This is a genomic window from Pseudoflavonifractor phocaeensis (genome assembly GCF_021531375.1).
Taxonomy (GTDB): domain Bacteria; phylum Bacillota; class Clostridia; order Oscillospirales; family Oscillospiraceae; genus Lawsonibacter; species Lawsonibacter phocaeensis_B.
This window is the reverse complement of record NZ_JADYTU010000010.1, coordinates 22,113-45,753: the sequence shown is the minus strand read 5'-3', so window position 1 is coordinate 45,753 and position 23,641 is coordinate 22,113. Positions and strand designations below refer to the sequence as shown.

General features: G+C 58.0%; 18 protein-coding genes, 3 riboswitches and 1 other annotated feature. Of the genes, 12 read left to right on the top strand and 6 right to left on the bottom strand.

The annotated features are described in order from the left end of the window. Positions 1–59: 59 nt before the first annotated feature. A complete protein-coding gene (locus I6E39_RS05330; protein ID WP_235380579.1) occupies positions 60–968 on the bottom strand; it encodes a hemolysin family protein in 909 nt (302 codons plus the stop codon). A 245-nt stretch (positions 969–1,213) separates the two neighbouring features. Between I6E39_RS05330 and I6E39_RS05325 the strand changes: the two genes are divergently transcribed. The 10 genes from I6E39_RS05325 (at position 1,214) to I6E39_RS05280 (ending at position 12,805) form a co-directional block, all read left to right on the top strand. Further along, entirely contained in the window at positions 1,214–2,419 is a 1,206-nt protein-coding gene (locus I6E39_RS05325) for a chloride channel protein (RefSeq protein ID WP_338127117.1), read from the top strand. Positions 2,420–2,519: 100 nt separating this feature from the next. Continuing rightward, positions 2,520–2,626: riboswitch (THF riboswitch) on the top strand. Between the two features lie 158 nt (positions 2,627–2,784). Beyond that, complete coding sequence (locus I6E39_RS05320; protein ID WP_235380577.1) at positions 2,785–3,309, top strand: folate family ECF transporter S component; 525 nt, start codon at positions 2,785–2,787, stop codon at positions 3,307–3,309. A 21-nt stretch (positions 3,310–3,330) separates the two neighbouring features. Then, positions 3,331–4,476 carry an aminotransferase class V-fold PLP-dependent enzyme gene (locus I6E39_RS05315; protein ID WP_235380576.1) on the top strand — a complete coding sequence of 382 codons (1,146 nt, stop codon included), beginning with the start codon at positions 3,331–3,333 and terminating at the stop codon, positions 4,474–4,476. A 262-nt stretch (positions 4,477–4,738) separates the two neighbouring features. After that, positions 4,739–5,698 carry an agmatinase gene (locus tag I6E39_RS05310; protein ID WP_235380575.1) on the top strand — a complete coding sequence of 320 codons (960 nt, stop codon included), beginning with the start codon at positions 4,739–4,741 and terminating at the stop codon, positions 5,696–5,698. Between the two features lie 234 nt (positions 5,699–5,932). Continuing rightward, entirely contained in the window at positions 5,933–6,583 is a 651-nt protein-coding gene (locus tag I6E39_RS05305) for an ECF transporter S component (protein WP_235380574.1), read from the top strand. Positions 6,584–6,625: 42 nt separating this feature from the next. Beyond that, a complete protein-coding gene (locus I6E39_RS05300) occupies positions 6,626–7,402 on the top strand; it encodes a type III pantothenate kinase (RefSeq protein WP_235380573.1) in 777 nt (258 codons plus the stop codon). A gap of 64 nt (positions 7,403–7,466) precedes the next feature. After that, positions 7,467–8,030: a YcxB family protein gene (locus I6E39_RS05295; RefSeq protein WP_235380572.1), complete on the top strand. Its 564-nt coding sequence runs from the start codon at positions 7,467–7,469 to the stop codon at positions 8,028–8,030. A 33-nt stretch (positions 8,031–8,063) separates the two neighbouring features. Then, positions 8,064–8,271: a binding site (T-box leader), on the top strand. A gap of 255 nt (positions 8,272–8,526) precedes the next feature. Then, complete coding sequence (locus I6E39_RS05290) at positions 8,527–11,154, top strand: valine--tRNA ligase (protein WP_235380571.1); 2,628 nt, start codon at positions 8,527–8,529, stop codon at positions 11,152–11,154. 233 nt (positions 11,155–11,387) lie between these two features. Further along, a complete protein-coding gene (locus I6E39_RS05285; RefSeq protein WP_235380570.1) occupies positions 11,388–11,759 on the top strand; it encodes a VOC family protein in 372 nt (123 codons plus the stop codon). After that, positions 11,759–12,805: an acyltransferase gene (locus I6E39_RS05280; protein WP_235380569.1), complete on the top strand. Its 1,047-nt coding sequence runs from the start codon at positions 11,759–11,761 to the stop codon at positions 12,803–12,805. The genes I6E39_RS05285 and I6E39_RS05280 overlap by 1 nt, the downstream gene beginning before the upstream one ends. A gap of 46 nt (positions 12,806–12,851) precedes the next feature. Here I6E39_RS05280 and secA read toward each other — a convergent pair whose 3' ends face one another. Next, positions 12,852–15,608 carry a preprotein translocase subunit SecA gene (secA, locus tag I6E39_RS05275; RefSeq protein WP_235380568.1) on the bottom strand — a complete coding sequence of 919 codons (2,757 nt, stop codon included), beginning with the start codon at positions 15,606–15,608 and terminating at the stop codon, positions 12,852–12,854. A gap of 236 nt (positions 15,609–15,844) precedes the next feature. Next, a riboswitch (glycine riboswitch) is annotated at positions 15,845–15,933 on the top strand. After that, positions 15,934–16,027, top strand: a riboswitch (glycine riboswitch). It begins immediately after the preceding riboswitch. A gap of 111 nt (positions 16,028–16,138) precedes the next feature. Here secA and I6E39_RS05270 point away from each other — a divergent pair. Further along, positions 16,139–17,542, top strand: a complete 1,404-nt coding sequence (locus I6E39_RS05270) for an alanine/glycine:cation symporter family protein (RefSeq protein WP_235380567.1) — start codon at positions 16,139–16,141, stop codon at positions 17,540–17,542. A 368-nt stretch (positions 17,543–17,910) separates the two neighbouring features. Next, complete coding sequence (rlmD, locus tag I6E39_RS05265) at positions 17,911–19,539, top strand: 23S rRNA (uracil(1939)-C(5))-methyltransferase RlmD (RefSeq protein WP_235380566.1); 1,629 nt, start codon at positions 17,911–17,913, stop codon at positions 19,537–19,539. Between the two features lie 603 nt (positions 19,540–20,142). Here rlmD and I6E39_RS05260 read toward each other — a convergent pair. The 4 genes from I6E39_RS05260 to I6E39_RS05245 form a co-directional block, all read right to left on the bottom strand. Continuing rightward, on the bottom strand, positions 20,143–20,574 hold the full coding sequence (locus tag I6E39_RS05260) for a hypothetical protein (protein WP_235371084.1): 432 nt from the start codon (positions 20,572–20,574) through the stop codon (positions 20,143–20,145). A gap of 13 nt (positions 20,575–20,587) precedes the next feature. After that, on the bottom strand, positions 20,588–21,790 hold the full coding sequence (locus I6E39_RS05255; RefSeq protein ID WP_235380565.1) for a recombinase family protein: 1,203 nt from the start codon (positions 21,788–21,790) through the stop codon (positions 20,588–20,590). Positions 21,791–21,992: 202 nt separating this feature from the next. Continuing rightward, positions 21,993–22,463 (bottom strand): DUF4411 family protein, encoded by a 471-nt coding sequence (locus tag I6E39_RS05250; RefSeq protein WP_235380564.1) that lies wholly within the window; start codon positions 22,461–22,463, stop codon positions 21,993–21,995. Continuing rightward, complete coding sequence (locus I6E39_RS05245) at positions 22,457–23,641, bottom strand: ImmA/IrrE family metallo-endopeptidase (protein ID WP_235380563.1); 1,185 nt, start codon at positions 23,639–23,641, stop codon at positions 22,457–22,459. Before I6E39_RS05245 ends, I6E39_RS05250 begins: the two co-directional genes overlap by 7 nt.

The window sequence follows — 23,641 nt, the reverse complement described above, 5'->3', positions numbered from 1 at the left end:
TGGAAAACAACCATGGTCTACCTTTTTCATGCTAAATTAAGTTGGAGGGGATTATGATTTTATTCTTCCGTTTTGCTCTTTTCCCCGCCGGAGTCCAGCTTTTCCACCAGAGCCCATTCCACCCGGCGGTCGCAAAGTTCTTCCACCTTGATGCGAAGACCCAGGGCCTCTACCACCGGGCGGCTGCCGTCCTCGGGGATGACGGACAACTGGGAGAAAACCAGACCGCCCAGGGTGTCATAGTCCCGCTCCTCCTCGTCGGGGAGCCGGAAGCCGACGGCCTCGGACAGCTCTTCCAGATCGGCGGAGCCGGAGACACGCCACTTGTTGTCCTCCAGGCGGATGATGTCCTGCTCCTCCTGGGGGTCGAACTCGTCGTAGATGTTGCCCACCAGCTCCTCCAGCAGATCCTCCAGCGTGACCAGACCGCTGGTGCCGCCGTACTCATCCACCACCAGGGCCAGATGGGTCTTTTTGCCCTGCATGTCGCGGAACAGAACGTCGGCGGGCACCGTCTCCGGCACGAAGTAGGCCGGCCGGAGCAGGTCCTTCATGGGGAGGGGCTGGGGCTGCCGGAAGTTGAGCAGATATTCCCGGGTGGACAGAACGCCCACGATGTCGTCCACATCCTCCTGGTACACCGGGAACCGGGACAGGCCGGACTGGCGGATGGTGTCAACCACCGTCTCCTCATCGTCGTCCAGAGACAGGGTCACCATGTCGGTGCGGTGGACCATCACGTCCCGGGCCGTCATGGTGTCAAATTCAAAGACGTTTTCGATCAGTTCCTTTTCATTGCTCTGAATGGCGCCGGACTCCTCGCCCTCCTCCACCATGGCCATGATGTTGTCCTCGGACACCGTCTCCTCCCGGTGGAGCAGACGGAGCACAGGCCGCCACAGAAGCAGCGCGGCGTTGCAGAACAAGCTGATGCCGAATAATATGGGCCATATTTGGTCCCCAGGCACAGAAAATTCCCCCTTAAATATGTAGAAAAATAAAATAATACAACTTGCATGATAGCATAAAAACCGATGGGCCGCAAGAGGGGAGCGTACTTTTCAAGAAAAAAGACGGGTGCAAAACCAGAAGCCTTATGATATAATTTTCCGAAAAGAGAAGGACCGGCCCCTGATACCGGCCGGACCGGGGAGAGAACGAGATGGTTTTGTCAGATAGAAGCCGCGGACACATCCAGGAGGGAGCTTCCTTTTTGAAATGGGTCCTGTATGCCTGCAGTATTGGCCTGGTGGTGGGAGCGGTGGCCGTGGCCTTCCACTATGGGATCGACTGGGCCACGGAGCTGCGGACCGAGAAGCCCTGGATCATCTGGCTGCTGCCGGTGGGAGGCCTGTCCATTGTACTGCTCTACCGGGTCTGCGGCATGGAGCGGGACCGGGGGACCAACCTGGTGCTGGTGGCGGTGCGGGAGGCGGAGCCCATGAAGCTGCGTACTGCGCCCCTGATTTTCCTGTCCACCATCATCACCCATCTGGTGGGCGGCTCCGCCGGACGGGAGGGAGCGGCCCTCCAGCTGGGCGGCTCTCTGGCGGCCTGGATCGGCCGCCGGATCCGTCTGGACGCCAAGGACAGCCGCCTGATGGTCATGTGCGGCATGGCGGCGGCTTTTTCTGCCCTGTTCGGCACGCCCCTTACCGCTGCCATCTTTGCCATGGAGGTGGTCAGCGTGGGCGTGATGTACTACGCGGCCATCGTGCCCTGTGTGACGGCGGCTCTGGTCGCCCTGCAGGTGGCTCAGTTCTGCGGACTCCATGGCACTGTGGGCTATGAGGCGGGAACGCCGGCAGCGCTGACGCCCACCGCCATGCTCCAGGTGGCAGCTCTGGGCGTGCTGTGTGCCCTGGTGTCCATTTTGTTCTGCAAGGCCATGCACGCCGCGCCCCATCTTTATGGAAAATATTTTCCCAATCCCTTGGTCCGGGTGGCGGTGGGAGGCTTGCTGGTCCTGGCGCTGACCTTCCTGGTGGGGAGCCAGGACTACAACGGCGCCGGCGATCTGATGATCCGCCGGATGCTGGCGGGGGAGACCGTTCCCGAGGCGTTTTTGCTGAAGATCCTGTTTACCGCCATCACCCTTGGGGCGGGCTTCCGGGGGGGCGAGATCGTCCCCGTCCTGTTTACCGGCTGCGCCTTCGGCACCTGGATGGGGCCCATGCTGGGACTGCCCCACGGCTTTTCCGGGGCGCTGGGTATGGCCGCGGTGTTCTGCGGGGCCACCAACTGCCCCATCAGCTCCGTGCTGCTGGCCTTTGAGCTGTTCGGCGGGGAGAGTCTGGCCCTGTATGCCCTGTGCTGCGGGGTGTCCTATATGCTGTCCGGCTATTACGGGCTGTACAGCGAGCAGAAGATCGTCTATTCCAAATTCAAGACCGAGTGGGTGGATCGGAAAGCAAAATAAAATAAAGCAAAATTTCCTTTATGGTTTCTTTCTGTTCTTGTTTTTTTAAAAACTTATGTTATGATAGGAGTGTCCAAAATCCCAAGCGCCATTGGACATAAGCAGAGTAGGACCCTGCGCGTCAAACACCAGTGTCCGCCGAATGGGGAGTTGTCGGCGGGACGAATAGCATTCGCGCTAACGATGCAGAGTCCGCATCCCATTGCTGCATAACTTGAGACGGCCTCCGTTCATCGCCTCCTTTTATGTAGCCACTTGACATAAAAGGAGGTTTTTTGTATGTCGCGCAGTCCCGTATGAGGAGATTGCGCCAAGGCGAATGGAATCGACGAGAACCACATGCAAATGATAGGAGGACAATCAATATGTCAAATACTGTGAAAAAGATCACTGTGATCGGAATGCTTCTGGCCATCCAGGTGGTGCTGGGCCGTTTTGTGGCCATCTCCCTGCCCACGGTGAAGATCAGCTTTACCTTCCTGCCCATCGTCATCACCGCCATGCTGTACGGCCCCCTGTGGGGCGGCGCCGCCGCCGTCATGGGCGATTTTCTGATTGCCATTCTGGGCCCCTATGGCTACTATCCCCCCATGGCCATCACCGCCCTGCTCACCGGCATCATGTACGGCCTGTTCCTGTATCGCAAGCCCGCCAACACCCTCCGGGTCAGCGCCTGCATCATCCTGCAGAGCATCCTGCTCAGCATTCTGCTCCAGACCTACTGGCTGACCCTTCTGACAGGGAAGGGCTTCCTGCTGCTGCTGCCCACCCGGATCCTGCAGAATCTGGTGACCGCACCGGTCCAGATCGTCTGCGTGCGCTGGATCGCCTATAAGGTCTGCGACCTGATCCAGTACGGCCGGGTGAGCCGGGCCGACGCGGGCAAGTAACAAATAAGGAGTGACTGTGACGTGAGCGGGTTGGATACGTTCCGGAGCGCCTTCCGGGAGACCACGGACCGGGGGATCTTTTTTGACAACGCCTCCATGGGACCCGTGTTCCCCGGAGTGACGGAGGCCATGAAGCAGTGTATGGAGCTGCGTCAGGCTATGCCCATGAAGTATTACCAGTATGCCGGGCAGGTATTTCCCCAGTGCCGTGCCCGGCTGGCCCGACTCATCGGCGCGGAGCCGGAGGAGATCGCCTTCACGGAAAACGTGGCCTACGGGATCAACACCGCCGCCGGTTCCCTTCCGCTGAGGGAGGGGGACAACGTGATCTTCTGTGACCGGGAGTTTGCCTCCAATGTGTACCCCTGGATGCGGCTCCAGGCGGCTAAAGGGGTGGAGGCCCGGATGGTCCCACACCAGATGGGCGGCCTGACCGTCGAGCTTCTGGGCCGGTACGCCGACGCCCGCACCCGGGCGGTCTCGGTGAGCAGCGTAGAGTTCGCCGACGGATACGCCGCGGACCTGGAGGCCATCGGAGATTGGTGCCGGACCCACGGAGCCTATTTGGTGGTGGACTGCGCCCAGTCCCTGGGCGTGATGCCCATGGACGTGAAGCGGTACAAGATCGACTTTTTGGCCGGTCTGGCCTCCAAGTGGCTGCTGGGCCCCTTTTCTACCGGATTCCTCTATGTGCGGAAGGAACTGGCCGACCAGCTGCTGCCCGCCTTCGTGGGCGCGGACAGCGTGACGGGGGATGTGGACTCCGTGGAGTACCGGCTTGACCTGAAGGAAGGGACCGCCCGGTTTGAGGCGGGGCTTCCCAACGCCCCCGGCATCGCCGGACTCAACGCCTCCCTGGCGCTGATGGAGACGGTGGGCTGCCGGGAGATCCGCCGGGAGGCCTGGCGTGTCAGCGGGTATTTCATCGACTCCCTCCGGGAGCTGGGCGTGGAGCTGGCGCCCTGCGCCCTCTCCGACCGGACCCGTTCCACCATTGTCTCCTTCCGGACGGCCGATACCCGGGAGACCTACCAGTACCTCCGGGACCATCAGATCGCCTGTTCCTTCCGGTGCGGCTACGTCCGGACCGGGATCCACGGCTACAATACCACCGACGAGGCGGACCGGGTCCTTTCCGTTTTGAAGGACGACCCCCATCTGCGGTAAAAGAGTTTGCGCCCCCCGCTTTTTCAAAAGCGGGGGGCGTTTTTTGTGTCCGGAGGAGACGGGGCAGAGGGGTATATTTTCTTACGTCGGAGGGAAAAAACGGCTTTTTTTATTTTGCGGGAGGGGAGACAAGATTTACGATTTCAGTTGAAAAAGAAGAGAGCCGCGTTTATAATTTGGGGCGTAAGGAAGGGCACGGGAGCGGGAAACGCTTCGCCCAAATCAATAGATTTTCTGCGATATCAGAAAGGGGAAATATAATATGCGTCCTGAATTGATCAGCCAGCCCATTACGGGCATTTGTTCCTTTGGCCGGTACCCCATCTGTCTGGATCTGGATGAGCTGAAGGCTGACTTCGGCGTCCTGGGCGTTCCCTTTGATATGGGCGTGGGCTTTCTGAGCGGCGCCCGCATGGGCCCCCGCCGTATCCGTGAGGCCTCTACCCAGTATGGCCGGGGCACGGTGGGCTACTACGATTACGAGGCCGACGAGCAGATGCTGGCCGCCCCCATCACCATTGCCGACTGCGGCGACGCCGATGTGCTCCAGGGCGACCGAGAGTACTCCTTCACATGCATCGAGCGGGCGGTCCGCCGCATCATCAAGGCCGGCTCCATCCCCATCGTCATGGGCGGCGACCACTCCATCAGCATCCCCGTGGCCCGGGCTCTGGAGGAGTACGGCAAGAAGATCTGCGTCATCCAGTTTGACGCCCATCTGGACTGGACCAGCCATGTGGGCCCCCTGGTCCAGGGCAACGGCAGCCCCCTGCGCCGCATGTCCGAGATGGACCACATCGGGGATATGGTGCAGATCGGCCTGCGGGGCATGGGCAGCGGCAAGAAGAGCGACTATGACGACGCCCGGGCCTACGGCAGCCGCCTGATCTCCGCCCGGGAGCTCCACGAGAAGGGCGTCCAGTATGTCCTGGACCAGATCCCCGACGCCGAGGCCTACTACATCACCTTCGACATCGACGGCTACGATATGACTCTGGCCCCCGGCGCGGCCTCCCCGCTGCCCGGCGGCATCACCTATGACGAGAGCATGGATATGCTCAAGGCTATCTGCCAGACCGGCAAGGTGGTGGCCATGGATCTGGTGGAGGTGGCTCCTCCCTATGACCCCACCAACTGCACCGAGCGTCTGGCGGCTCTGACCATGATTCAGGTCATGGCCCATGTGGGCAAGAAGCTCCACGAGAACGACAAGAAGGACTGAAACACAGGGACAAACAGGGGCCGGTGACGGCCCCTGTTTTTTTCTGCCGGACAGGGGAGAACAGGAACTGTTCCCCTCCCACTTCGCGTCCGTCAAAAAATTTTTTCTTGCGAAACGGCACTGATTCCTGTATAATACTACGAATAAGAGACCGGGGACGACCAAAGGTACGCTGTCTCTTCAATATTGCGCTGCATCTCCCATGCGGAGAGCGGCAGCAGGAGGTAATTGAATATGAAAACCCGCAAGCATGACACCCACTGGATGGTGGGGGTAGCGCTGATGGCCGCCATTGTGGTCCTGCTGGCCAACACCCCTCTGGGTATGATCCAGCTGCCCATTATCAAGGCTACCACCGTACATATCCCCGTGATCCTGGGCGCGATCCTGTTTGGTCCCCTGGCCGGCAGCATTCTGGGCGGCGTCTTTGGCGTCTGCTCCGTCATCAGCAACACGGTGGCGCCCACGTTGCTGTCCTTTGCTTTCTCCCCCTTTGTGGCGGTGGGCACCGGCGGCGCGGTGGGGGCGGTCAAGGCCCTGTGGATTGCCGTGGGTTGCCGCGTTATGATTGGCCTGGTGGCCGGCTGGCTGTGGATTGGGCTGAAGAAGCTGAAGCTCCATGACTTCGTGGCTCTGCCTGTGGTGGGCTTTGTGGGGTCCATGACCAACACCGCCTTTGTCATGGGCAGTATCTATTTTCTGCTGGCTGAGCAGTACGCCCAGGCCAAGCAGGTGGCCATCTCTGCCGTGTACGGTTTGGTCATGGCAACAGTCACCGGCTCCGGTGTGATGGAAGCCATCGCCGCCCTGGTGCTGGTCACCGCCATCGGCAAGGCGCTGCTCCATGTGACGAATCGGACCTCCGCGGCGGGAAGTCAGAAATAAAAAGGGAAAGGGAAGGGCCTTTCCCGCTGAAGGTGAACGTCTATGCTCTTAGCCATCGACATTGGCAATACCAACATTGTGATTGGCGGCATCCGGGACAATCAGATCGTCTTTGAGGCCCGCGTCGCCACCGACCGCATCAAGACCTCGGATCAGTACGCTGTGGATATCAAAAACGTCCTCTCCCTGTTCGATACCAAGCCCGAGGATATTGAGGGCTGCATCATCTCCTCGGTGGTGCCCCCGGTGTTCAACTCGGTGCGGACCGGCGTGATAAAGGTCATCGGCAAGCCGCCCATGGTGGTGGGCCCCGGCGTCAAGACGGGGCTGAACATCCAGATGGATACCCCCTCCCAGGTGGGCAGCGACCGGATCGTCATCGCGGTGGCCGCTCTGGCGGAGTATGAGCCCCCTCTGACTCTCCTGGACCTGGGTACCGCCACCACCATTGAGGTGGTGGGAACAGGCAACACCTATCTGGGCGGATGCATCATCCCCGGCGTCCGGGTCTCTCTGGAGGCGCTGACCTCCCGCACCGCCCAGCTGCCCGGCATCAGTCTGGACAAGCCCCGGCGGGTTATCGGCAAGAACACCGTGGACTGTATGCGAAGCGGCGTCATGTACGGCGCCGCCGCCATGATCGACGGGATGCTGGACCGGGTCGAGGAGGAGTTGGGTTATTCCACCACCGTGGTGGCCACCGGCGGAATGGCCCAGTTTATCATCCCTCTGTGCCGGCGGGAGATCAAGGTAGAACGGGACCTGCTCCTCAAGGGACTGAATATCATCTATCAGAAGAACCGGAGCGGAAAGAAATGAGCTGCCGCCCTGAGACCTGTTTTCTCAGTGCGGTTTCTCTGCTGAGAGAGGTGGGAGGACAGCCATGACGGTGATCAAAACACATACGGACTATGATTTCGAACAATTGGAAGAACTTCAGCGGGTGGCGGCCAAGACCTTCGCGCGGAAGCAGAACCTTCGCCGGCGCAGCTTTTGCCTGTCCTGGGGCGTCTTTTGCATGGGTGTGGGGCTGCTGTTGGTCCTGCGGAAGGGCGGTGTGCTGCTGCCGCTGATCTGCTGCATTATAGGCGCGCTTTTGCTGGTGCGTGGCATCTTTTTCTACCAGATATCGGCCTGGAGCGCCAACCGGACGATGGAGGAGAATACGGAGAGCAGCTACTTTACGCTGGAAAAAGACAATATCCTGGTGGTTCGGGGCAAAGAGAGCGGCCGCTATCCGTATGCCCAATGCCAGCAGCTGCTGGAGGCGGAGCGCAGCATCTACGTCATCATGGAGGATGGCCGGGGCTTGATGCTGGACAAGGCCAATGTCCGGGGCGGCACCGTGGAAGAGATGCGGAGCTGGCTGGTGGAAAAATGCGGCAAGCCGCTGACCTGGGTAGGGCGAAAAGGCGCCGGTCCGGAGGAAAAAGCGGTGAAACCTTGACACCATGCGGGAATTTGGGTATAATGTCATCCGTTAGAGACTTGGATGGGAAGAAGTACATTCCGGAGCCGGGGCAAAGAGAGACGCCGTTTGGTGGAAGGCGCCGCCCGGTGGGATGGAAGTGGTCCCGGAGTCCCGGCGCTGAAAAATAGTAAGCGCCGTCGGGTCCTCCCGTTACAGAGGCATGAGCGCCCCGCAAGGGGAATCCAGGTGGTACCACGGACTTTTGTTCGCCCTGAGTCGAAAGACTCAGGGCGTTTTTTGCGCCATAGCGGAAGAAAAAACGTGAGGTCCCGGATCACGGGCGGCTATTGCTTGCGGACTGGCCGCTGCTCCTGTTAACGATCGTTTCAGCGCTGTGACCGTCCGCCCATACAGAGCGGTGTGTGCCCTGATCGTGGTCCTGCGCTGTGAATAGCTGGGCGCTTTTTTGCAAGAAATATGTGGAAAACCTGTCATTACAGTGAAATAAAACCAACAAAAAAGGAGAATTTCAATGGGTATTGAACTGCCAAAGGTCTATGAGCCCCAGGAGGCCGAGGCCCGCATCTATGAAAAGTGGGAGAAGGCCGGCTGCTTCAAGGGCCACCGGGACCCCAAGAAGAAGCCCTTCACCATCGTCATGCCCCCGCCCAACGTCACCGGCCAGCTCCACATGGGCCACGCCATGGACTGCGCCCTTCAGGATATCCTGATCCGCTTCAAGCGGATGCAGGGCTACGCCGCCCTGTGGGTCCCCGGCATCGACCACGCCGGCATCGCCACCCAGATCAAGGTGGAGGAAGAGCTGCGGGTCAACGAGGGCCTGACCCGCTATGACCTGGGCCGGGAGAAGTTCCTGGACCGGGTGTGGGACTGGAAGCAGAAGTACGGCGACCGCATCGTCAAGCAGCAGAAGAAGATGGGCATCTCCTGTGACTGGGACCGCGCCCGGTTCACCATGGACGAGGGCTGCTCCAAGGCCGTCCGGGAGACCTTCTGCAACCTGTATGAGAAGGGCCTCATCTACAAGGGCAGCCGCATCATCAACTGGTGCCCCCACTGCGTCACCGCCCTGTCTGACGCCGAGGTGGAGTATCAGGACAAGCCCGGCCACCTGTGGCACATGCGCTACCCCCTGGCCGACGGCTCCGGCTATCTGGTGGTGGCCACCACCCGGCCCGAGACCATGATGGGCGACACCGGCGTGGCCGTCAACCCCAACGACGAGCGGTATAAGCACCTGGTGGGCAAGACCTGTATCCTGCCCCTGATGAACCGGGAGATCCCCATCGTGGCCGACGAGTACGTGGAGATGGACTTCGGCACCGGCTGCGTGAAGATGACCCCCGCCCACGACCCCAACGACTTCGAGGTGGGCCTGCGCCACAATCTGGACACCATCCGGGTCCTGGACGACAACGGCGTGGTCAACGCCAACGGCGGCAAGTATGAGGGAATGGACCGCTATGAGGCCCGGAAGGCCGTGGTGGCCGATCTGGAGGCCCTGGGGCTGATGGAGAAGATCGAGCCCTACTCCCACAACGTGGGCACCTGCTACCGCTGCCACAGCGACGTGGAGCCTATTATCTCCGCCCAGTGGTTCGTCAAGATGGAGCCTCTGGCCAAGGAGGCCCTGCGGGTGGTCTACGAGGGCGAGACCAAGTTTGTTCCCGACCGCTTCGCCAAGACCTACACCAATTGGATGGAGAACGTCCATGACTGGTGTATTTCCCGCCAGCTGTGGTGGGGCCACCAGATCCCCGTCTGGTACTGCGATGACTGCGGCCACATGACCGTCTCCCGCACCGACGCCACCTGCTGCGAGAAGTGCGGCAGCACCAAGATCCACCGGGACCCCGACGTGCTGGACACCTGGTTCTCCTCCGCGCTGTGGCCCTTCTCCACCCTGGGCTGGCCTGACAAGACCGAGGATCTGGAGTATTTCTATCCCACCGACGTGCTGGTCACCGGCTACGACATCATCTTCTTCTGGGTGGCCCGCATGATCTTCTCCGCCTGTGAGCAGACCAAGCAGCCCCCCTTCCACACCGTCTTTATCCACGGTCTGGTCCGGGACGACAAGGGCCGTAAGATGTCCAAGTCTCTGGGCAATGGCATCGACCCCCTGGAGATCGCCGACAAGTACGGCGCCGACGCCCTGCGCTTCAATCTGGTCACCGGCAACAGCCCCGGCAACGACATGCGCTTCTACACCGAGCGGTGCGAGGCCATGCGTAACTTTGCCAACAAGATCTGGAACGCCAGCCGCTTCCTGATGATGAACCTGACCATCGACAAGTGCGAGCTGCCCCGGAAGCTGGAACTGGAGGACAAGTGGATTCTGTCCAAGCTGAACCGGGTCATCCCCGAGGTCACCGAGAACATGGACCACTATGAGCTGGGTGTGGCCGCGCAGAAGATCTATGACTTCATCTGGGACGACTACTGTGACTGGTATATCGAGCTGACCAAGACCCGCCTCCAGGGCGACGACGAGGACAGCAAGGTACGGGCCCAGCAGGTGCTGTGCTACGTGCTGACCCAGATGCTGAAGCTGCTCCACCCCTTCATGCCCTTCATCACTGAGGAGATCTGGCAGGCTCTGCCCCACGAGGGCGACTTCCTGATGCTGTCCGACTGGCCCAAGGCGGACGAGGCGCTGAACTTTGCCGAGGAGGAGCAGGCCATGGAGCTCATCATGGACGCCATCCGGGCCGTCCGTACCCGCCGCTCCGAGATGAATGTGCCCCCCTCCAAGAAGGCCCACCTCACCGTGGCGACCGGAGAGGCCAAGGTCTTTGAGCTGGGCGTCCCCTTCCTGAAGAAGCTGGCCTACGCCAGCGACGTGACCATCGTTTCCGCCGACCAGGCGCCCGCCGCCGCCGGTATGGTCTCTGTGGTCACCCATGCGGCCCAGGTGTTCATGCCCCTGGCCGAGCTGGTGGATCTGGAGAAGGAGAAGGCCCGTGTGGAGAAGGAGCTGAAAAAGAACTCCGCCGAGCTGGACAAGCTGAATACCAAGCTGAACAACCCCGGTTTCGTCAACAAGGCCCCCGAGCATGTGGTGGCCGCGGAGCGGGAGCGTGCCGTCAAGCTCACTGAGCTGGTGGCCAAGCTGGAGGAGCAGCTGAAGGGCATGTGACCGGAAGGGTCCGAACCAATACAAAGCTACGAGAGCCGGCGGCACCTGTGTGCCGCCGGCTTTGACTTGGCTCCAGGCTGCCGGGGCTTGGGCTTTCTTTGGCAGTTTCGCTGGCGGCGGAAAACACAGACCAATGCCGGCGGTGTGGAAGAGACGGCGCTTCCGGTTGCAATTCGGCAGGAGCTTGGATATAATGGGGGAGAAGTTTTACCCACGAAAAGGAGAAATCCCGTATGATCAAATTCAATCATTTCAACTTCAATATTTTGGACCTGGACAAGAGCCTGGCCTTTTACCGGGAGGCGCTGGACCTGACGCCGGTGCGGGAGAAGGAGGCCGCTGACGGCTCCTTCAAGCTGGTCTACCTGGGGGACCGGGAGGGCAGCGATTTCCAGCTGGAGCTGACCTGGCTCCGGGACCGGACCGAGCCCTATAATCTGGGGGAGTGCGAGTTCCACCTGGCCTTCGTCACCGACCGCTACCAGGAGCTCTATGAAAAGCACAAGGCCATGGGCTGCGTTTGCTTTGAGAACCCTGCCATGGGCATCTACTTCATCACCGATCCCGACGGCTACTGGATCGAGATCGTGCCGGAGAAAAGGTAATGGCCAAGGGTGATCGCAATATCGGCTGGCCCGGCTTTTTTCGCGCTTTCACGGTCCTGTGCGCCATCATGCTCCTGCTGGCTCAGAGCGGACAGCAGAGCGTGAGCCCAGGCTCCGGGGCGTGGCAGGTGCTCTCAGTATACGAGGGACTGACATCCTGGTCTATCCCCGCGCTGTTCATGCTGTGGGGCATGTTCGCGCTGGAGGAGGGCAAGCCCAGCTTCTCCTCGGCCATGGCGGGGCTGGTCCTGCCCGCTTTTGGGCTACTGGTGTTCTGGGGGGCGCTTTACGCTGTGGCCTCCCAGCTGCTGGGAGGCGGCGTTTTGAGCTTGGGCGGCGTGTGGGCGGCTCTGGTGTCCGCCGCAAAGGGCAATACCTACTTCCACCTGTGGGTCCTGTACCCCCTCATCGGACTGTACCTGGTCCATCCGGTGCTCCACCGCTTTGTCTCTTCGGCCAGCAGGGGAGAGGTCCGGTACTTTTTGGTCCTCTGCTTCCTCTTTGCCTCCGTCCTGCCTATGTGGTCCGCTTTCCATCCCAACGGGGTGGTGGTGACCCTTCTGGACCGGCTGCGGGTCCATCTGGTGCTGGGCTGGGCGGGCTGCTATGTGGGAGGCTGGTACCTGCGGCACTACACCATCGGACGGGTGCCGGAGTTTCTTTTGTATATCCTGGGCATTTTGGGCATGGTACTGACTCTGATGGGCAAGTCCTTCTTTGGGGGAGGACGGGACCTGTGGTACCTGTATACCGCCCCCAATGTGGTCCTTACCGCCGCGGCTTTCTGCACACTGTTCCGCTATGTGCTGGGGATCAGTGAGGAACGCTCCCGCCGCCGCTCGGTGTCCCAGCTGGGGGCGTATGCCCTCGGCATCTATCTGTTCCACCAGCTTTGGGTGTTGGTGTTCCAGCGGCTGGGGGTGTCCCTGCTGGCCTTCTCCCCGGTGGTGTCGGTGCCGTTCTTTGCGGCGGTATTTTTCCTGCTGTCCGTCCCCTTCGCCTGGCTGCTCTCCCTGATCCCTGGAGTGGGGAGTTATTTGACGTAATAAAAAAGGCTTCCCGCTCCGGCGGGAAGCCTTTTTTGATTTCAGTTTACTGCTGGTCGGGGTGATACTCCTTGCAGGTACACTTCTTCCATTTGAGACCGGAGCCGCAGGGACAGGGGTCGTTGCGGCCGATCTTGATGACTTTCTTGACAGGCTGCTTGCGGACGGTGCCGTCTCCGCCGGCGGACTCAGAGGTGATCTTAGCCACCCGCTCCCGCTTGACCTCCTCGTTCTGCCGCAGACGGACCAGGAACAGGCGGCGGAGGGTCTCCTCCTGAATGGCGGCCACCATGTTCTCGAACATCTCGTAGCCTTCCTGCTTATAGGCTACCACAGGGTCTGTCTGGGCGTAAGCCCGCAGGCCGATACCCTGCTTCAACTCGTTCATGGCGTCGATCTGGTCCATCCAGTACTCGTCCACCACCCGGAGCATGATGACCCGCTCCAGCTCCCGCATGAGGGGGGCGCCGATCTCCTGCTCCTTTTTGGCGTAGACGGCGGCAGCCTTGTCGCTGACCAGCTTTACCAGACCGTCGGCGTCGTACTGCTGAAGCTCCTCGTCGGACAGGTTCAGCTCGCCGGGGGCCAGGAACATGGTGCGGAAGTGGGCAGTGGCCTCCCGGAAGTCTTCGGCGGTCATGTGCTTCTGCTCGCCCATGTGGCCCTGGATGGCGTTTTCGATCATGGAGTGAAGCATGGTCTGGATAGAGCTTTGCAGGTCCTCGCCGCTGAGCACCTGGTTGCGCTGCTTGTAGATGACCTCGCGCTGGGTGTTCATCACGTCGTCGTACTGGAGGACGTTCTTTCGGGTCTGGAAGTTCCGGGATTCTACCTGCTTCTGGGCGTTCTCAATGGCGCCGGAGAGCATTTTGGCGTCGATGGGAGTGTCCTCGTCCACACCCAGCTTTTCCATCATATTCATCACCCGTTCAGAACCGAACAGACGCATGATGTCGTCCTCCAGGGACAGGAAGAACCGGGTCTCGCCGGGGTCGCCCTGACGGCCGGCGCGGCCGCGCAGCTGGTTGTCGATACGGCGGGACTCGTGGCGCTCGGTGCCCAGGATGAACAGACCGCCCACGGAGCGGACCTTGTCCGCCTCGTCCTTGATGGCCTCCTTGTACTTGGCCTCCGCCTCAGTGTACATCTTCCGGGCGTCCAGGATCTCCTGGTTATTGGTCTCCGCGAAGCCGGTGGCCTCGGCGATGAGTTCGTCGGACAGGCCGGCCTTCCGCAGGTCGGCTTTGGCCAGAAACTCCGCATTGCCGCCCAGCATGATGTCTGTACCACGGCCGGCCATGTTGGTGGCCACGGTGACGGCGCCGAACTTGCCGGCCTGGGCCACGATCTCGGCTTCCTTCTCGTGGTTCTTGGCGTTCAGCACGTTGTGCTTGATGCCCTTGCGCTTGAGGATCTCGGACAGCTCCTCCGACTTCTCGATGGACACGGTGCCCACCAGGACGGGCTGGCCCTTGGCGTGGCACTCCTCGATCTGCTTGACGATGGCACGCAGCTTGCCGGGGACGTTCTTGTACACCACGTCGGGGTCGTCGATACGGGCCAGAGGCTTGTTGGTGGGGATCTCCACGATGTCCAGCTCGTAGATGGTGCCGAACTCCTCCTCCTCGGTCATGGCGGTACCCGTCATGCCGGACAGCTTGTCGTACAGGCGGAAGTAGTTCTGGAAGGTGATGGTGGCCAGGGTCTTGGACTCGTTAGCCACCTCCACATGCTCCTTGGCCTCAATGGCCTGGTGGAGGCCCTCGTTGTACCGGCGGCCGAACATGAGGCGGCCGGTGAACTCGTCCACGATGATGACCTGGCCGTCCTTCACCACATAGTCGATGTCCCGCTTCATCACGCCCCGGGCCTTGATGGCCTGGTTGATGTGGTGGGACAGGGTGGTGTTCTCGGGATCGGCCAGATTTTCGATGTTGAAGAACTGCTCAGCCTTCTTGATGCCGGGGGCGGTAAGGGTGGCGGTGCGGGCTTTCTCATCGACAATGTAGTCGGCGTCGATGTTGACGTCCTCCTCCTCCTTGGCGTCCACCTTGGCGATGCGCTGGCACTTCAGGCGGGAGACGAACTGGTCCACCACGGTGTACAGCTGGGTGGATTTTTCGCCCTGGCCGGAGATAATCAGGGGGGTGCGGGCCTCGTCGATGAGGATGGAGTCCACCTCGTCCACGATGGCGAAGGCGTGGCCCCGCTGGACCAGCTCCTGGGAGTAGAGGGCCATGTTGTCCCGCAGATAGTCAAAGCCGAACTCGTTGTTGGTGCCGTAGGTGATGTCGGCCCGGTAGGCGGCCTTCTTGGCCTCGCCCACCACCCCGTGGATGACCAGACCCACGGTCAGACCCATGAAGCGGTACACCTTGCCCATCCACTCGGAGTCGCGCTTGGCCAGATAGTCGTTGACGGTGACGATGTGGACGCCTTTGCCGGCCAGGGCGTTCAGATAAGCGGGCAGGGTGGCCACCAAGGTCTTGCCCTCGCCGGTCTTCATCTCGGCAATGCGGCCTTGGTGCAGGACGATGCCGCCCACCACCTGGACCCGGTAGGGGCGCATGCCCAGCACGCGCCAGGCGGCCTCACGGCAGGCGGCAAAGGCCTCGGGAAGGATGTCGTCCAGGGTCTCGCCCTTGGCCAGACGCTCCTTGAACTCCGGGGTCTTGGCCTGAAGCTGGGCGTCGGTGAGGGCTTTGTATTCCTCCTCCAGGGCGTCCACCTTGTCCGCGATGGGATAGATGGACTTCAGCTCCCGCTGGGAGGAAGTGCCAAACAGCTTGGTAAACAGACTCATATCAGAAAAACACCTCTTGTTGTGGGGTATCTGAACAGAATACCACATATTAAATCAATTTAGTATAGCATACTCCAGGAGCGGAAAAAAGACCTAATTGTAAACTTTCCCGGCAAAAATCACCAAAGAGCAGAGGGAAAAAGGACGGGAATCCGCCAATGGCGCATAAATGTGCGCCGGGGGTTGACAAGGAAGGGGGATTGTGGTATTGTATGTCTCACAACAAAATAAGACAGACGAAACGTGCAGGAAAACAGCGGTTACCGCTTGCCGAAGGAGTAACACTCTCAGGCGCCCCCGCCGGGGCGAGGACTGTGCGCGGATGTGACTCTGGAGAAGCTCAATGACGAGTGCCGAAGGTGCAACGCGGGACAAAGATGGCCCGCCAATCTCTCAGGCAAAAGGACAGAGGTAAGAAAATCGGCTTCCACCGGGCGTTTGGCGCGCTCGTGGGGAGGCGTTTCTTCCGCTTGAACCGGACCGTGGAGCTTGCTCCCCGGTCCGATTTTTGTCAGGAGAGGAAGTTTGTTATGTTAACATCCCTGGAAAACGCACTTTTCCCTATCGTAGCCAATATCAACAACTATTTGTCCAGCTACATTCTGGTGTTCCTGCTCATCGCCGTGGGCGTGTGGTACTCCATTCAGACCCGTTTTGTCCAGATCCGTTGCTTCGGTGAGGGCATGAAGAAGGTCTTCGGCAACCTGTCCCTGCGGGGCGGTAAGCAGGAGCGGGGCATGAGCTCCTTCCAGGCTCTGGCCACCGCCATCGCCGCCCAGGTAGGTACCGGCAACATCGTCGGCGCTTCCGGCGCCATCCTCACCGGCGGTCCCGGCGCCATCTTCTGGATGTGGGTCATCGCCTTCTTCGGCATGGCCACCATCTACGCCGAGGCCACCCTGGCTCTGAAGACCCGGGTCATCGACAAGGACGGCACCATCCACGGCGGCCCTGTCTACTACATCACCACCGCCTTCAAGGGCGCCTTCGGCAAGTTCCTAGCCGGCTTCTTCGCCGTGGCCATCATCCTGGCCCTGGGCTTCATGGGCTGCATGGTCCAGTCCAACTCCATCGGCTCCACCTTCCAGACCGCCTTCGGCGTCCCCTCCTGGATCGTGGGCGTGGTTCTGGTAGTCATCTGCGGTTTCATCTTCCTGGGCGGTGTCCAGCGTCTGGCCGCCGTCACCGAGAAGGTGGTCCCCATCATGGCGGCCATCTTCCTGTTGGGCGGCCTGGTGGTGCTGATCGCCCGTATCCAGTACCTGCCTTCCACTTTTGCCATGATCTTTAAGTACGCCTTCCAGCCCCAGGCCATCATCGGCGGCGGCTTCGGCTACGCCATCAAGACCGCTATCAGCCAGGGCGCCAAGCGGGGCCTGTTCTCCAACGAGGCCGGCATGGGCTCCACTCCCCACGCCCACGCCCAGGCCAACGTCACTGATCCCCACGACCAGGGTGTGGTAGCCATGATCGGCGTGTTCATGGACACCTTCGTGGTGCTGACTCTGAACGCTCTGGTCATCATCTCCACCCTGTACACCCCTGACGGAATCCTGGCTTCCGGCGCCATTCCCGAGGGCATCGGAAAGGCCAACCTGGCTCAGACCGCCTTCGGCACCGTCTTTGGCGAGAGCCTGGGCGCCATGTTCGTGGCCGTCTGCCTGTTCTTCTTTGCCTTCTCCACCGTGCTGAGCTGGAACCTGTTCGGCAAGATCAACGCCATCTACCTGTTCGGCAAGAAGTCCGTGGCGGTCTACTCCGTCATCGCCCTGGTGTTCATCTTCCTGGGTACTCTGATGTCCAACGATCTGGTGTGGGAGCTGACCGACATGTTCAACAACCTGATGGTCATCCCCAACGCCATCGCCCTGTTTGCCCTGACCGGCGTGGTGGTCAAGTCCACCCACGGCGTGGGCGACAAGCTGAAAAAGTAAAAACTGCTCCAGGCCCGGGTTTGCGAAAACCCGGGCCTCTTTTTGTCTTGTCCCCGGGGACGGGGCGTGATATGATAATGTCCGCTGAACAAACCGTTTTGCGGTTTGTTCGTGCGGCAGTTGCCGCACAATTCTATCAAAAGGGCCGTTTTCAGCCCTTTTGATAGAATTTGGACATTGTCACAATGCGTATTTCCATTGGCGCGGCACACCGCACCAATGGAACGAGCAAGGATTTTGCGCAATTTTACGCAAAATCCTTGCACTTGAACAAAGCTGATTGCCCTTGTAGCCTTGATTTTCAAGGCTTGCGTCTTTGTTCAGTATGCATTATGATAAAGATACGATAAAATGAGAGGATGTACCTCATGGCTGATTGGAAGAAAAATACCGTCCACACCCTGGACATCACCGGCTACACCGCCGAGGGGATGGGAGTGGCCCGGCTGGAGGGCCGGGTAGTCTTCGTCCCCCACACCATTCGGGGGGAGCGGTGGCAGGTCCGGCTGGAAAAGGTGAACAAAAATGTGGCCTGGGGCCGGGGCGTGGAACTGCTGGCCGCCTCTCCAGAACGCCGGGAAAGGGACTGTCCCCTCATGGGCCGGTGCGGCGGCTGCCAGTTCCGCCACATGACCTATGCCGAGGAACTGTGCGCCAAGGGACAGCGGGTGGCCGACGCGCTGGAGCGGGTGGGCGGCGTCCGTCTGGACCTGCCTCCGGTGCTGGGCGCGGAGACGCCTCTGCGCTACCGCAACAAGGTCCAGTTCCCCGTCGCCCAGGAGAAACATGGCCTTGCCATTGGCTACTACCGGCCACGGAGCCATGATGTGCTGGATGCCGGGGACTGCCTGCTCCAGCCCCAGTGCGTGACCGACCTGCGCCGGGCCTTCAAGGGCTGGATGGAGGCGCACTCGGTCCCGGCCTACCGGGAGGAGGAGGGCTCCGGACTGATCCGCCATCTCTATGTCCGGACCAACAGCAGGGGGGAGTCCCTGTGCTGTGTGGTGGTCAACGGCGAGGGGGTGCCCTTCGGCGGGGAACTGGTGGAGGCCCTGCGGCGGGCCCACGGCGGTCTGGCAGGAGTGGTGCTGAACTTCAACACCCGGGATACCAACGTGATCCTTGGCCCGGAGTACCGGACCCTATGGGGAAGGGACTGGCTGGAGGAGGATCTGAGGGGCCTTACCTTCCGGCTGTCGGTTCCCTCCTTCTTTCAGATCAACCGGGCGCAGACGGAGCGCCTGTATGGCGTGGCGCTGGACTTTGCGGCGCTGACGGGGGAGGAGACGGTACTGGACCTGTACTGCGGCATCGGCACCATCTCCCTGGCTTTGGCCCGGCGGGCAAAAAAGGTCATCGGCGCCGAGATCGTCCCCCAGGCCATTGAGGATGCCAAAGGAAATGCCGGACGCAATGGGATCGAAAACGCGGAGTTCTTCTGCGGCGACGCCGGGGCTGTGGCCCAGAAGCTGGCAGAGGAGGGAGTGCGCCCCCAAGTCATCACCGTGGACCCGCCCCGGAAGGGATTGGGGCCCGAAGTGCCTGCCATCCTGGCCTCCATGGCCCCGGAGCGCATCGTCTACGTTTCCTGCGACCCGGCCACCTTGGCCCGGGATGTGAAACGGCTGGGCGAACTGGGTTACCGGGCCGTCAAGGCCCAGGCGGTGGACCTTTTCCCACGGACTTCACATGTGGAGACGGTGGTCCTCTTGTCACGGGAAACAAATCCACTGACAGTTGAAGTCAGAATGGAAGTGGAAACCGGCGAGGTCAAGGAGCATCCGACCTATAAGCGTATTCAGGAATATGTGCAGGAGAAGTACGGCTTCAAAGTCCATACTGCATATATTGCAGAGGTCAAGCGCATGGTCGGATTGGATATGCACAAAGCGCCGAACGCTGTGGAGCAGAGGAAGCATGAGTATCATCCATGCCCGCCTGAAAAGGTCGAGGCAATTAAGGATGCTCTGCGGCATTTCGGCTTAATTGCTGAGTAAAGTCACTGTGAGGCAGTAAAAATGCCTTATTAAAACCGGAGATAGTGAGAACGGTGAAATCCTTTCTCCCTGCATGAAAAAAGGCACATCAGAAAGCAAAGCACGGCAGAGCGTATACGGTACGCCTTTGGATGTGGAATTTTACGGCATAGAGCATTTTTACACCATTTGGCAAAATGCGAAAGTGCTTCTTGCAAACAGAGCATTGTTTTACCCGCTGAAAATCGCTGTAATGAGGAGAAGCCCAGCATCACGTCAAACGGCGCGTGCTGGGCTTCTTTTTGTCATGCTTCGGGGCTTTTTTTGGAGGATAATCCCTCCTGCGTGCCATTTGTTTTTCTATGCCGTGTTGACATACTGCGCTCTACCTATCACGGTAACTGTACGTTCTCGGAACAAAAATGAACACGTTTTCTCTGTATAGGGAGAAATCCGGAGAGGAAAAAGAGGGTAAGTGCAGGCTGTTGGAACGGTGTGTAAACCACTTGCGGTTTTCCACGGTTTCCATAGCCGCAGCGAGGGAGAAAAGGGAGAGGTGGCTTTCTCGCTCAGGTGGCTTGCCGCCGCTCTTTGCCTCTCCATTTTCTCCCTGAGTATCAGGGGTTATTCTGCGTCATTGCTCGGCGTAACAGGGCGAAAGTCCTCCTGAACGCCCTCGTTAAGGTCAAAGCACATGGTTTTTGCGTCAGCAACCCAGAAGCCACGCACCCTATACCGCTTTCCGGGAATATAGTCCTCACCCGTAACAGCCCGCAGTGGGTCAAGCAGGTTCTTGTTGGAAATTGTTACGACACCCTTCTGTTCTCCCTTCGGCTTGGAGAACTTAAATCCCTTCGGCTCGTTGCTCTTGCACATACGGATCGCAAACACCTTCGCCTTTGCATCCATTAGGCACAGGACATAGGCGGGATAACCCAAGTCCTCAAGCACCTTCTTGGTGAAGGTCACGCCATTCTGGTTCAGGAACATATCAGGGTAGGCGTTGATGTTGGAATCAATGGTTTCAAAGTTCAAAGCGGAAAAATCAAAGTTCATAGTAAAAATCCTTTCATTTCATTGTGTTTTGCGCCTCATCCACGATTTTCATAAACTCCTGACGTTCCATAAAAGACCATCGGGAGTCCATGATCAGATAGCCCTTGAAAAGACCATCTTTCACGCGGTATGCGACGAAGTGATTGCTCAGGCGACGCAATGCAGCTCGTTTTGCCGTGCTGTGCCGCTCTGACAGCAGTTTCTGTACTGTTATCCAATCCTCTTTTTTGATAATCGCTGTGTGATGGTTTTCCTTGAAATACATATTCAAGTCCGTGTTTTTAACCGACTTGTGTGTGCGGAAATCTTTGGTATAGGTTTTCTGCATCAAGGCATCACCGCAGTATTTCTCATTTCGGAGGATGCTGCGGACAGTACCGGCAGACCAGAGGTCATTACCCATGGGAGATTTGATCCCCTGCTCTGTCAGGGCAGCAGCTATTTCCGCTGGCGTTGCGCCCTCCAAGCAGCTTTCATAGATGTACTCAACAATTCTTGCCTCGGTAGGTTCGATAACCAACCGCCCAAAGTGGTCACGGTAGAAGCCCAACGTGTTCTGCACAGAGAACTTGTAAATGCCCTCCGCCATGCGCCAGCGGATACCAGCCTTAATTGCCTCGCTCTTTTGTTGGGATTCCATTTCAGCCAGAGCAGCCAATAGTGAGATCAGGAGGTTATTCCGTCCATCACCGGTATAGGTAATTCCCTCCGTTTCAAACTCGACGGAAACAGGGGGATTCAGAGCAGAAAGTGTTCGCAGATTGTCCAGAATATCCACGATATTCCTACCAAAACGGCTGATGCTTTTCGTGAGGATCAAGTCAATTTTTCCGTCCACCGCGTCGGCAATCATTTTCTGAAAGCCCAGACGCTTTTCTACGGTAGTTGCACTTATCCCTTCATCTTGATAGATTTCAACCAGTTCCCATTGCGGATTGGCTTCGATTCTCTTGGTAAAATGATGAATCTGCATATCGAAACTGCCGATCTGTTGTTCCTCCTGCGTGCTGACGCGGCAATATGCCGCAACGCGGAGTTTGGGTGGTTCCGCTGCAATTTCTCGCCGTTTTTGCGGAGGGATGACAATGACACCATTTCCGCGCTGATTATAGGAAATCTCGTCCTGCATCTGGCGACGTTTTTGTTCTCTGCGCTCAGCTCGGCTGCTGGTCTGCCGCTCGGCCTCAATCATTTTGGAATCAAGCGTTTTGGCCATATCCTGCCTCCTGCACCGAGAACGCAATTATTCTTTTGCGCTGCATGGGCATACCACCTCCTTTTTCAGTAAATTTTGACTTTTCACGGAATCACCACCTTATCTTCCAATATTTCTATGACATACCGAAAACTATCGGGCTGCCAACATAAATAGAGGGCGGCAGAATGCCCTGCCGCCCTGGAATCAATATTCAGTTGCTTCAAAATTGCCATCCCTCACGCTCGCATAAGCCCAAAATGTCAATGCACGGAACATTCAAGCTTTTGCAGACATACGGTATTTTCTTTTCACCTTTTTTACTCTCTTCGGTGATTACTGTTAGTCCATACTTCATGGCTGTGGCAATTAAGAAGGCATCTCCCGATGATTTGACTTGCTTGAAATCGATAAGTTGTGGATTAGATGTAACGACCTTTTTGACGTTATCCTGAATATCATCATCAATGGGCAGCACCACGCCATGTAATCCTATGTACCATTTTTTTAAATCGTCATCATTCACTTCTTCAATTATTTCCGAGCAGGTTACTATGCGCTTTTGCTCAATTAGCTCGTCCATGTGATGCCAAAGTGTCTTATTGATGCTTCTCCGATGTGGTTCATCATCTTTTTGTGAAAGGATCGAAGATGTGTCTATGATATATTTGGGTTCAGAATCATGATTCACCATTTCGATACCTCCCACATAAATTTTTCTATATGGTTCTGTTTTACGCCGAGATAGCGAGATATATCCTGCTTGTCAAAGTAACCCTCTCGATAACCATGAAAGAATGCCCGGCATAATGCAGGGCTATTCTGGTCAATAGCCTCACGCGGAATATTCCTAGGAATACCTTTACCAGTTAGCTTTCTATATTCCTGTGCAGCCTTTCGCTCGTTTTCAAACTGTGATCTTATTGCGGCTATCAGCATCGCATACTTAGGTTGTCCAATTTTCCCAGAATCCAGTAAACGGCGACAAATAACTTCCTTACTTACTGAAAACTTATCCGCTAGTGATGAAACAACGTCCAAATCTATTTCTGATTGCGTATAGCTGCCAAGCTGTTTGTTCAGATTTACCCGGGGTACAAGAACTTCTCCAGCAACCGCGTTGCAAAAGACTTCCTCCGCCTGTGCGGAAAATGAGTCAATCATGTCATTACAGATAACCGAACTTCGCTTAATCAGGTGGACAAGTTCATGAATAATCGAAAATGTTTTAGCCGGGTATCGATCATCATTATTAAGCCCGATAATTGGCATTGTGGTGTCGTATATGGCAAATCCACGGGCAACCTCAGTATCTACGCCGGTAAAGCAATGCACAAATACACCGGCATTCTCGACAACATTGCGAATGTATAAATAGAACTGCCTTGTGCTCTGGCATTTATATTGCACATTTGAATCAATACCAAGACTATTTCTGATTTCTCGTGCCCATTGGATAACATTATCATCTGGACAATTTATGGACATACCAAATTTCACGGTGCGCTCTTTCAAAGCTTGCCTGGATTCCAGAAGCAAATCGCGAGCAGAAAGAATATCGGAAATAGCAAGATTCAATGCGCTGTTATCAACAACTGCGTCGGGCAAAGTACGGAGATTTCGCATTTGAGGCAAGTGCTTTACATTAATGTCACTTGCATTCATATACAGTCCTGCAAACGGAATACGGTAACATTTTGCGATGGCTTTTGCCTGATTTATTGTGGGAAACTTCCCTGATTCATCATTTTCCCACAGAACAATTTTTTCTTCCTTGAACTTTGTAATCCGTGTTACATAGTCAAAAGATATGGCTTTCTTCTCTCGTATAAAGCGCAAAGTGTCTTTATTTATGCGAGCATATATATACAT

What these genes read in the sequence shown, in the direction of transcription:
- I6E39_RS05255 (WP_235380565.1), bottom strand. Translation starts at nt 21,790, where the DNA reads ATGGCCAAAACGCTTGATTCCAAAATGATTGAGGCCGAGCGGCAGACC.
- I6E39_RS05300 (WP_235380573.1), top strand. Translation starts at nt 6,626, where the DNA reads ATGCTCTTAGCCATCGACATTGGCAATACCAACATTGTGATTGGCGGC.
- I6E39_RS05285 (WP_235380570.1), top strand. Translation starts at nt 11,388, where the DNA reads ATGATCAAATTCAATCATTTCAACTTCAATATTTTGGACCTGGACAAG.
- I6E39_RS05295 (WP_235380572.1), top strand. Translation starts at nt 7,467, where the DNA reads ATGACGGTGATCAAAACACATACGGACTATGATTTCGAACAATTGGAA.
- I6E39_RS05250 (WP_235380564.1), bottom strand. Translation starts at nt 22,463, where the DNA reads ATGGTGAATCATGATTCTGAACCCAAATATATCATAGACACATCTTCG.
- I6E39_RS05320 (WP_235380577.1), top strand. Translation starts at nt 2,785, where the DNA reads ATGTCAAATACTGTGAAAAAGATCACTGTGATCGGAATGCTTCTGGCC.
- I6E39_RS05280 (WP_235380569.1), top strand. Translation starts at nt 11,759, where the DNA reads ATGGCCAAGGGTGATCGCAATATCGGCTGGCCCGGCTTTTTTCGCGCT.
- secA (WP_235380568.1), bottom strand. Translation starts at nt 15,608, where the DNA reads ATGAGTCTGTTTACCAAGCTGTTTGGCACTTCCTCCCAGCGGGAGCTG.
- I6E39_RS05245 (WP_235380563.1), bottom strand. Translation starts at nt 23,641, where the DNA reads ATGTATATATATGCTCGCATAAATAAAGACACTTTGCGCTTTATACGA.
- rlmD (WP_235380566.1), top strand. Translation starts at nt 17,911, where the DNA reads ATGGCTGATTGGAAGAAAAATACCGTCCACACCCTGGACATCACCGGC.
- I6E39_RS05270 (WP_235380567.1), top strand. Translation starts at nt 16,139, where the DNA reads ATGTTAACATCCCTGGAAAACGCACTTTTCCCTATCGTAGCCAATATC.
- I6E39_RS05310 (WP_235380575.1), top strand. Translation starts at nt 4,739, where the DNA reads ATGCGTCCTGAATTGATCAGCCAGCCCATTACGGGCATTTGTTCCTTT.
- I6E39_RS05260 (WP_235371084.1), bottom strand. Translation starts at nt 20,574, where the DNA reads ATGAACTTTGATTTTTCCGCTTTGAACTTTGAAACCATTGATTCCAAC.
- I6E39_RS05290 (WP_235380571.1), top strand. Translation starts at nt 8,527, where the DNA reads ATGGGTATTGAACTGCCAAAGGTCTATGAGCCCCAGGAGGCCGAGGCC.
- I6E39_RS05305 (WP_235380574.1), top strand. Translation starts at nt 5,933, where the DNA reads ATGAAAACCCGCAAGCATGACACCCACTGGATGGTGGGGGTAGCGCTG.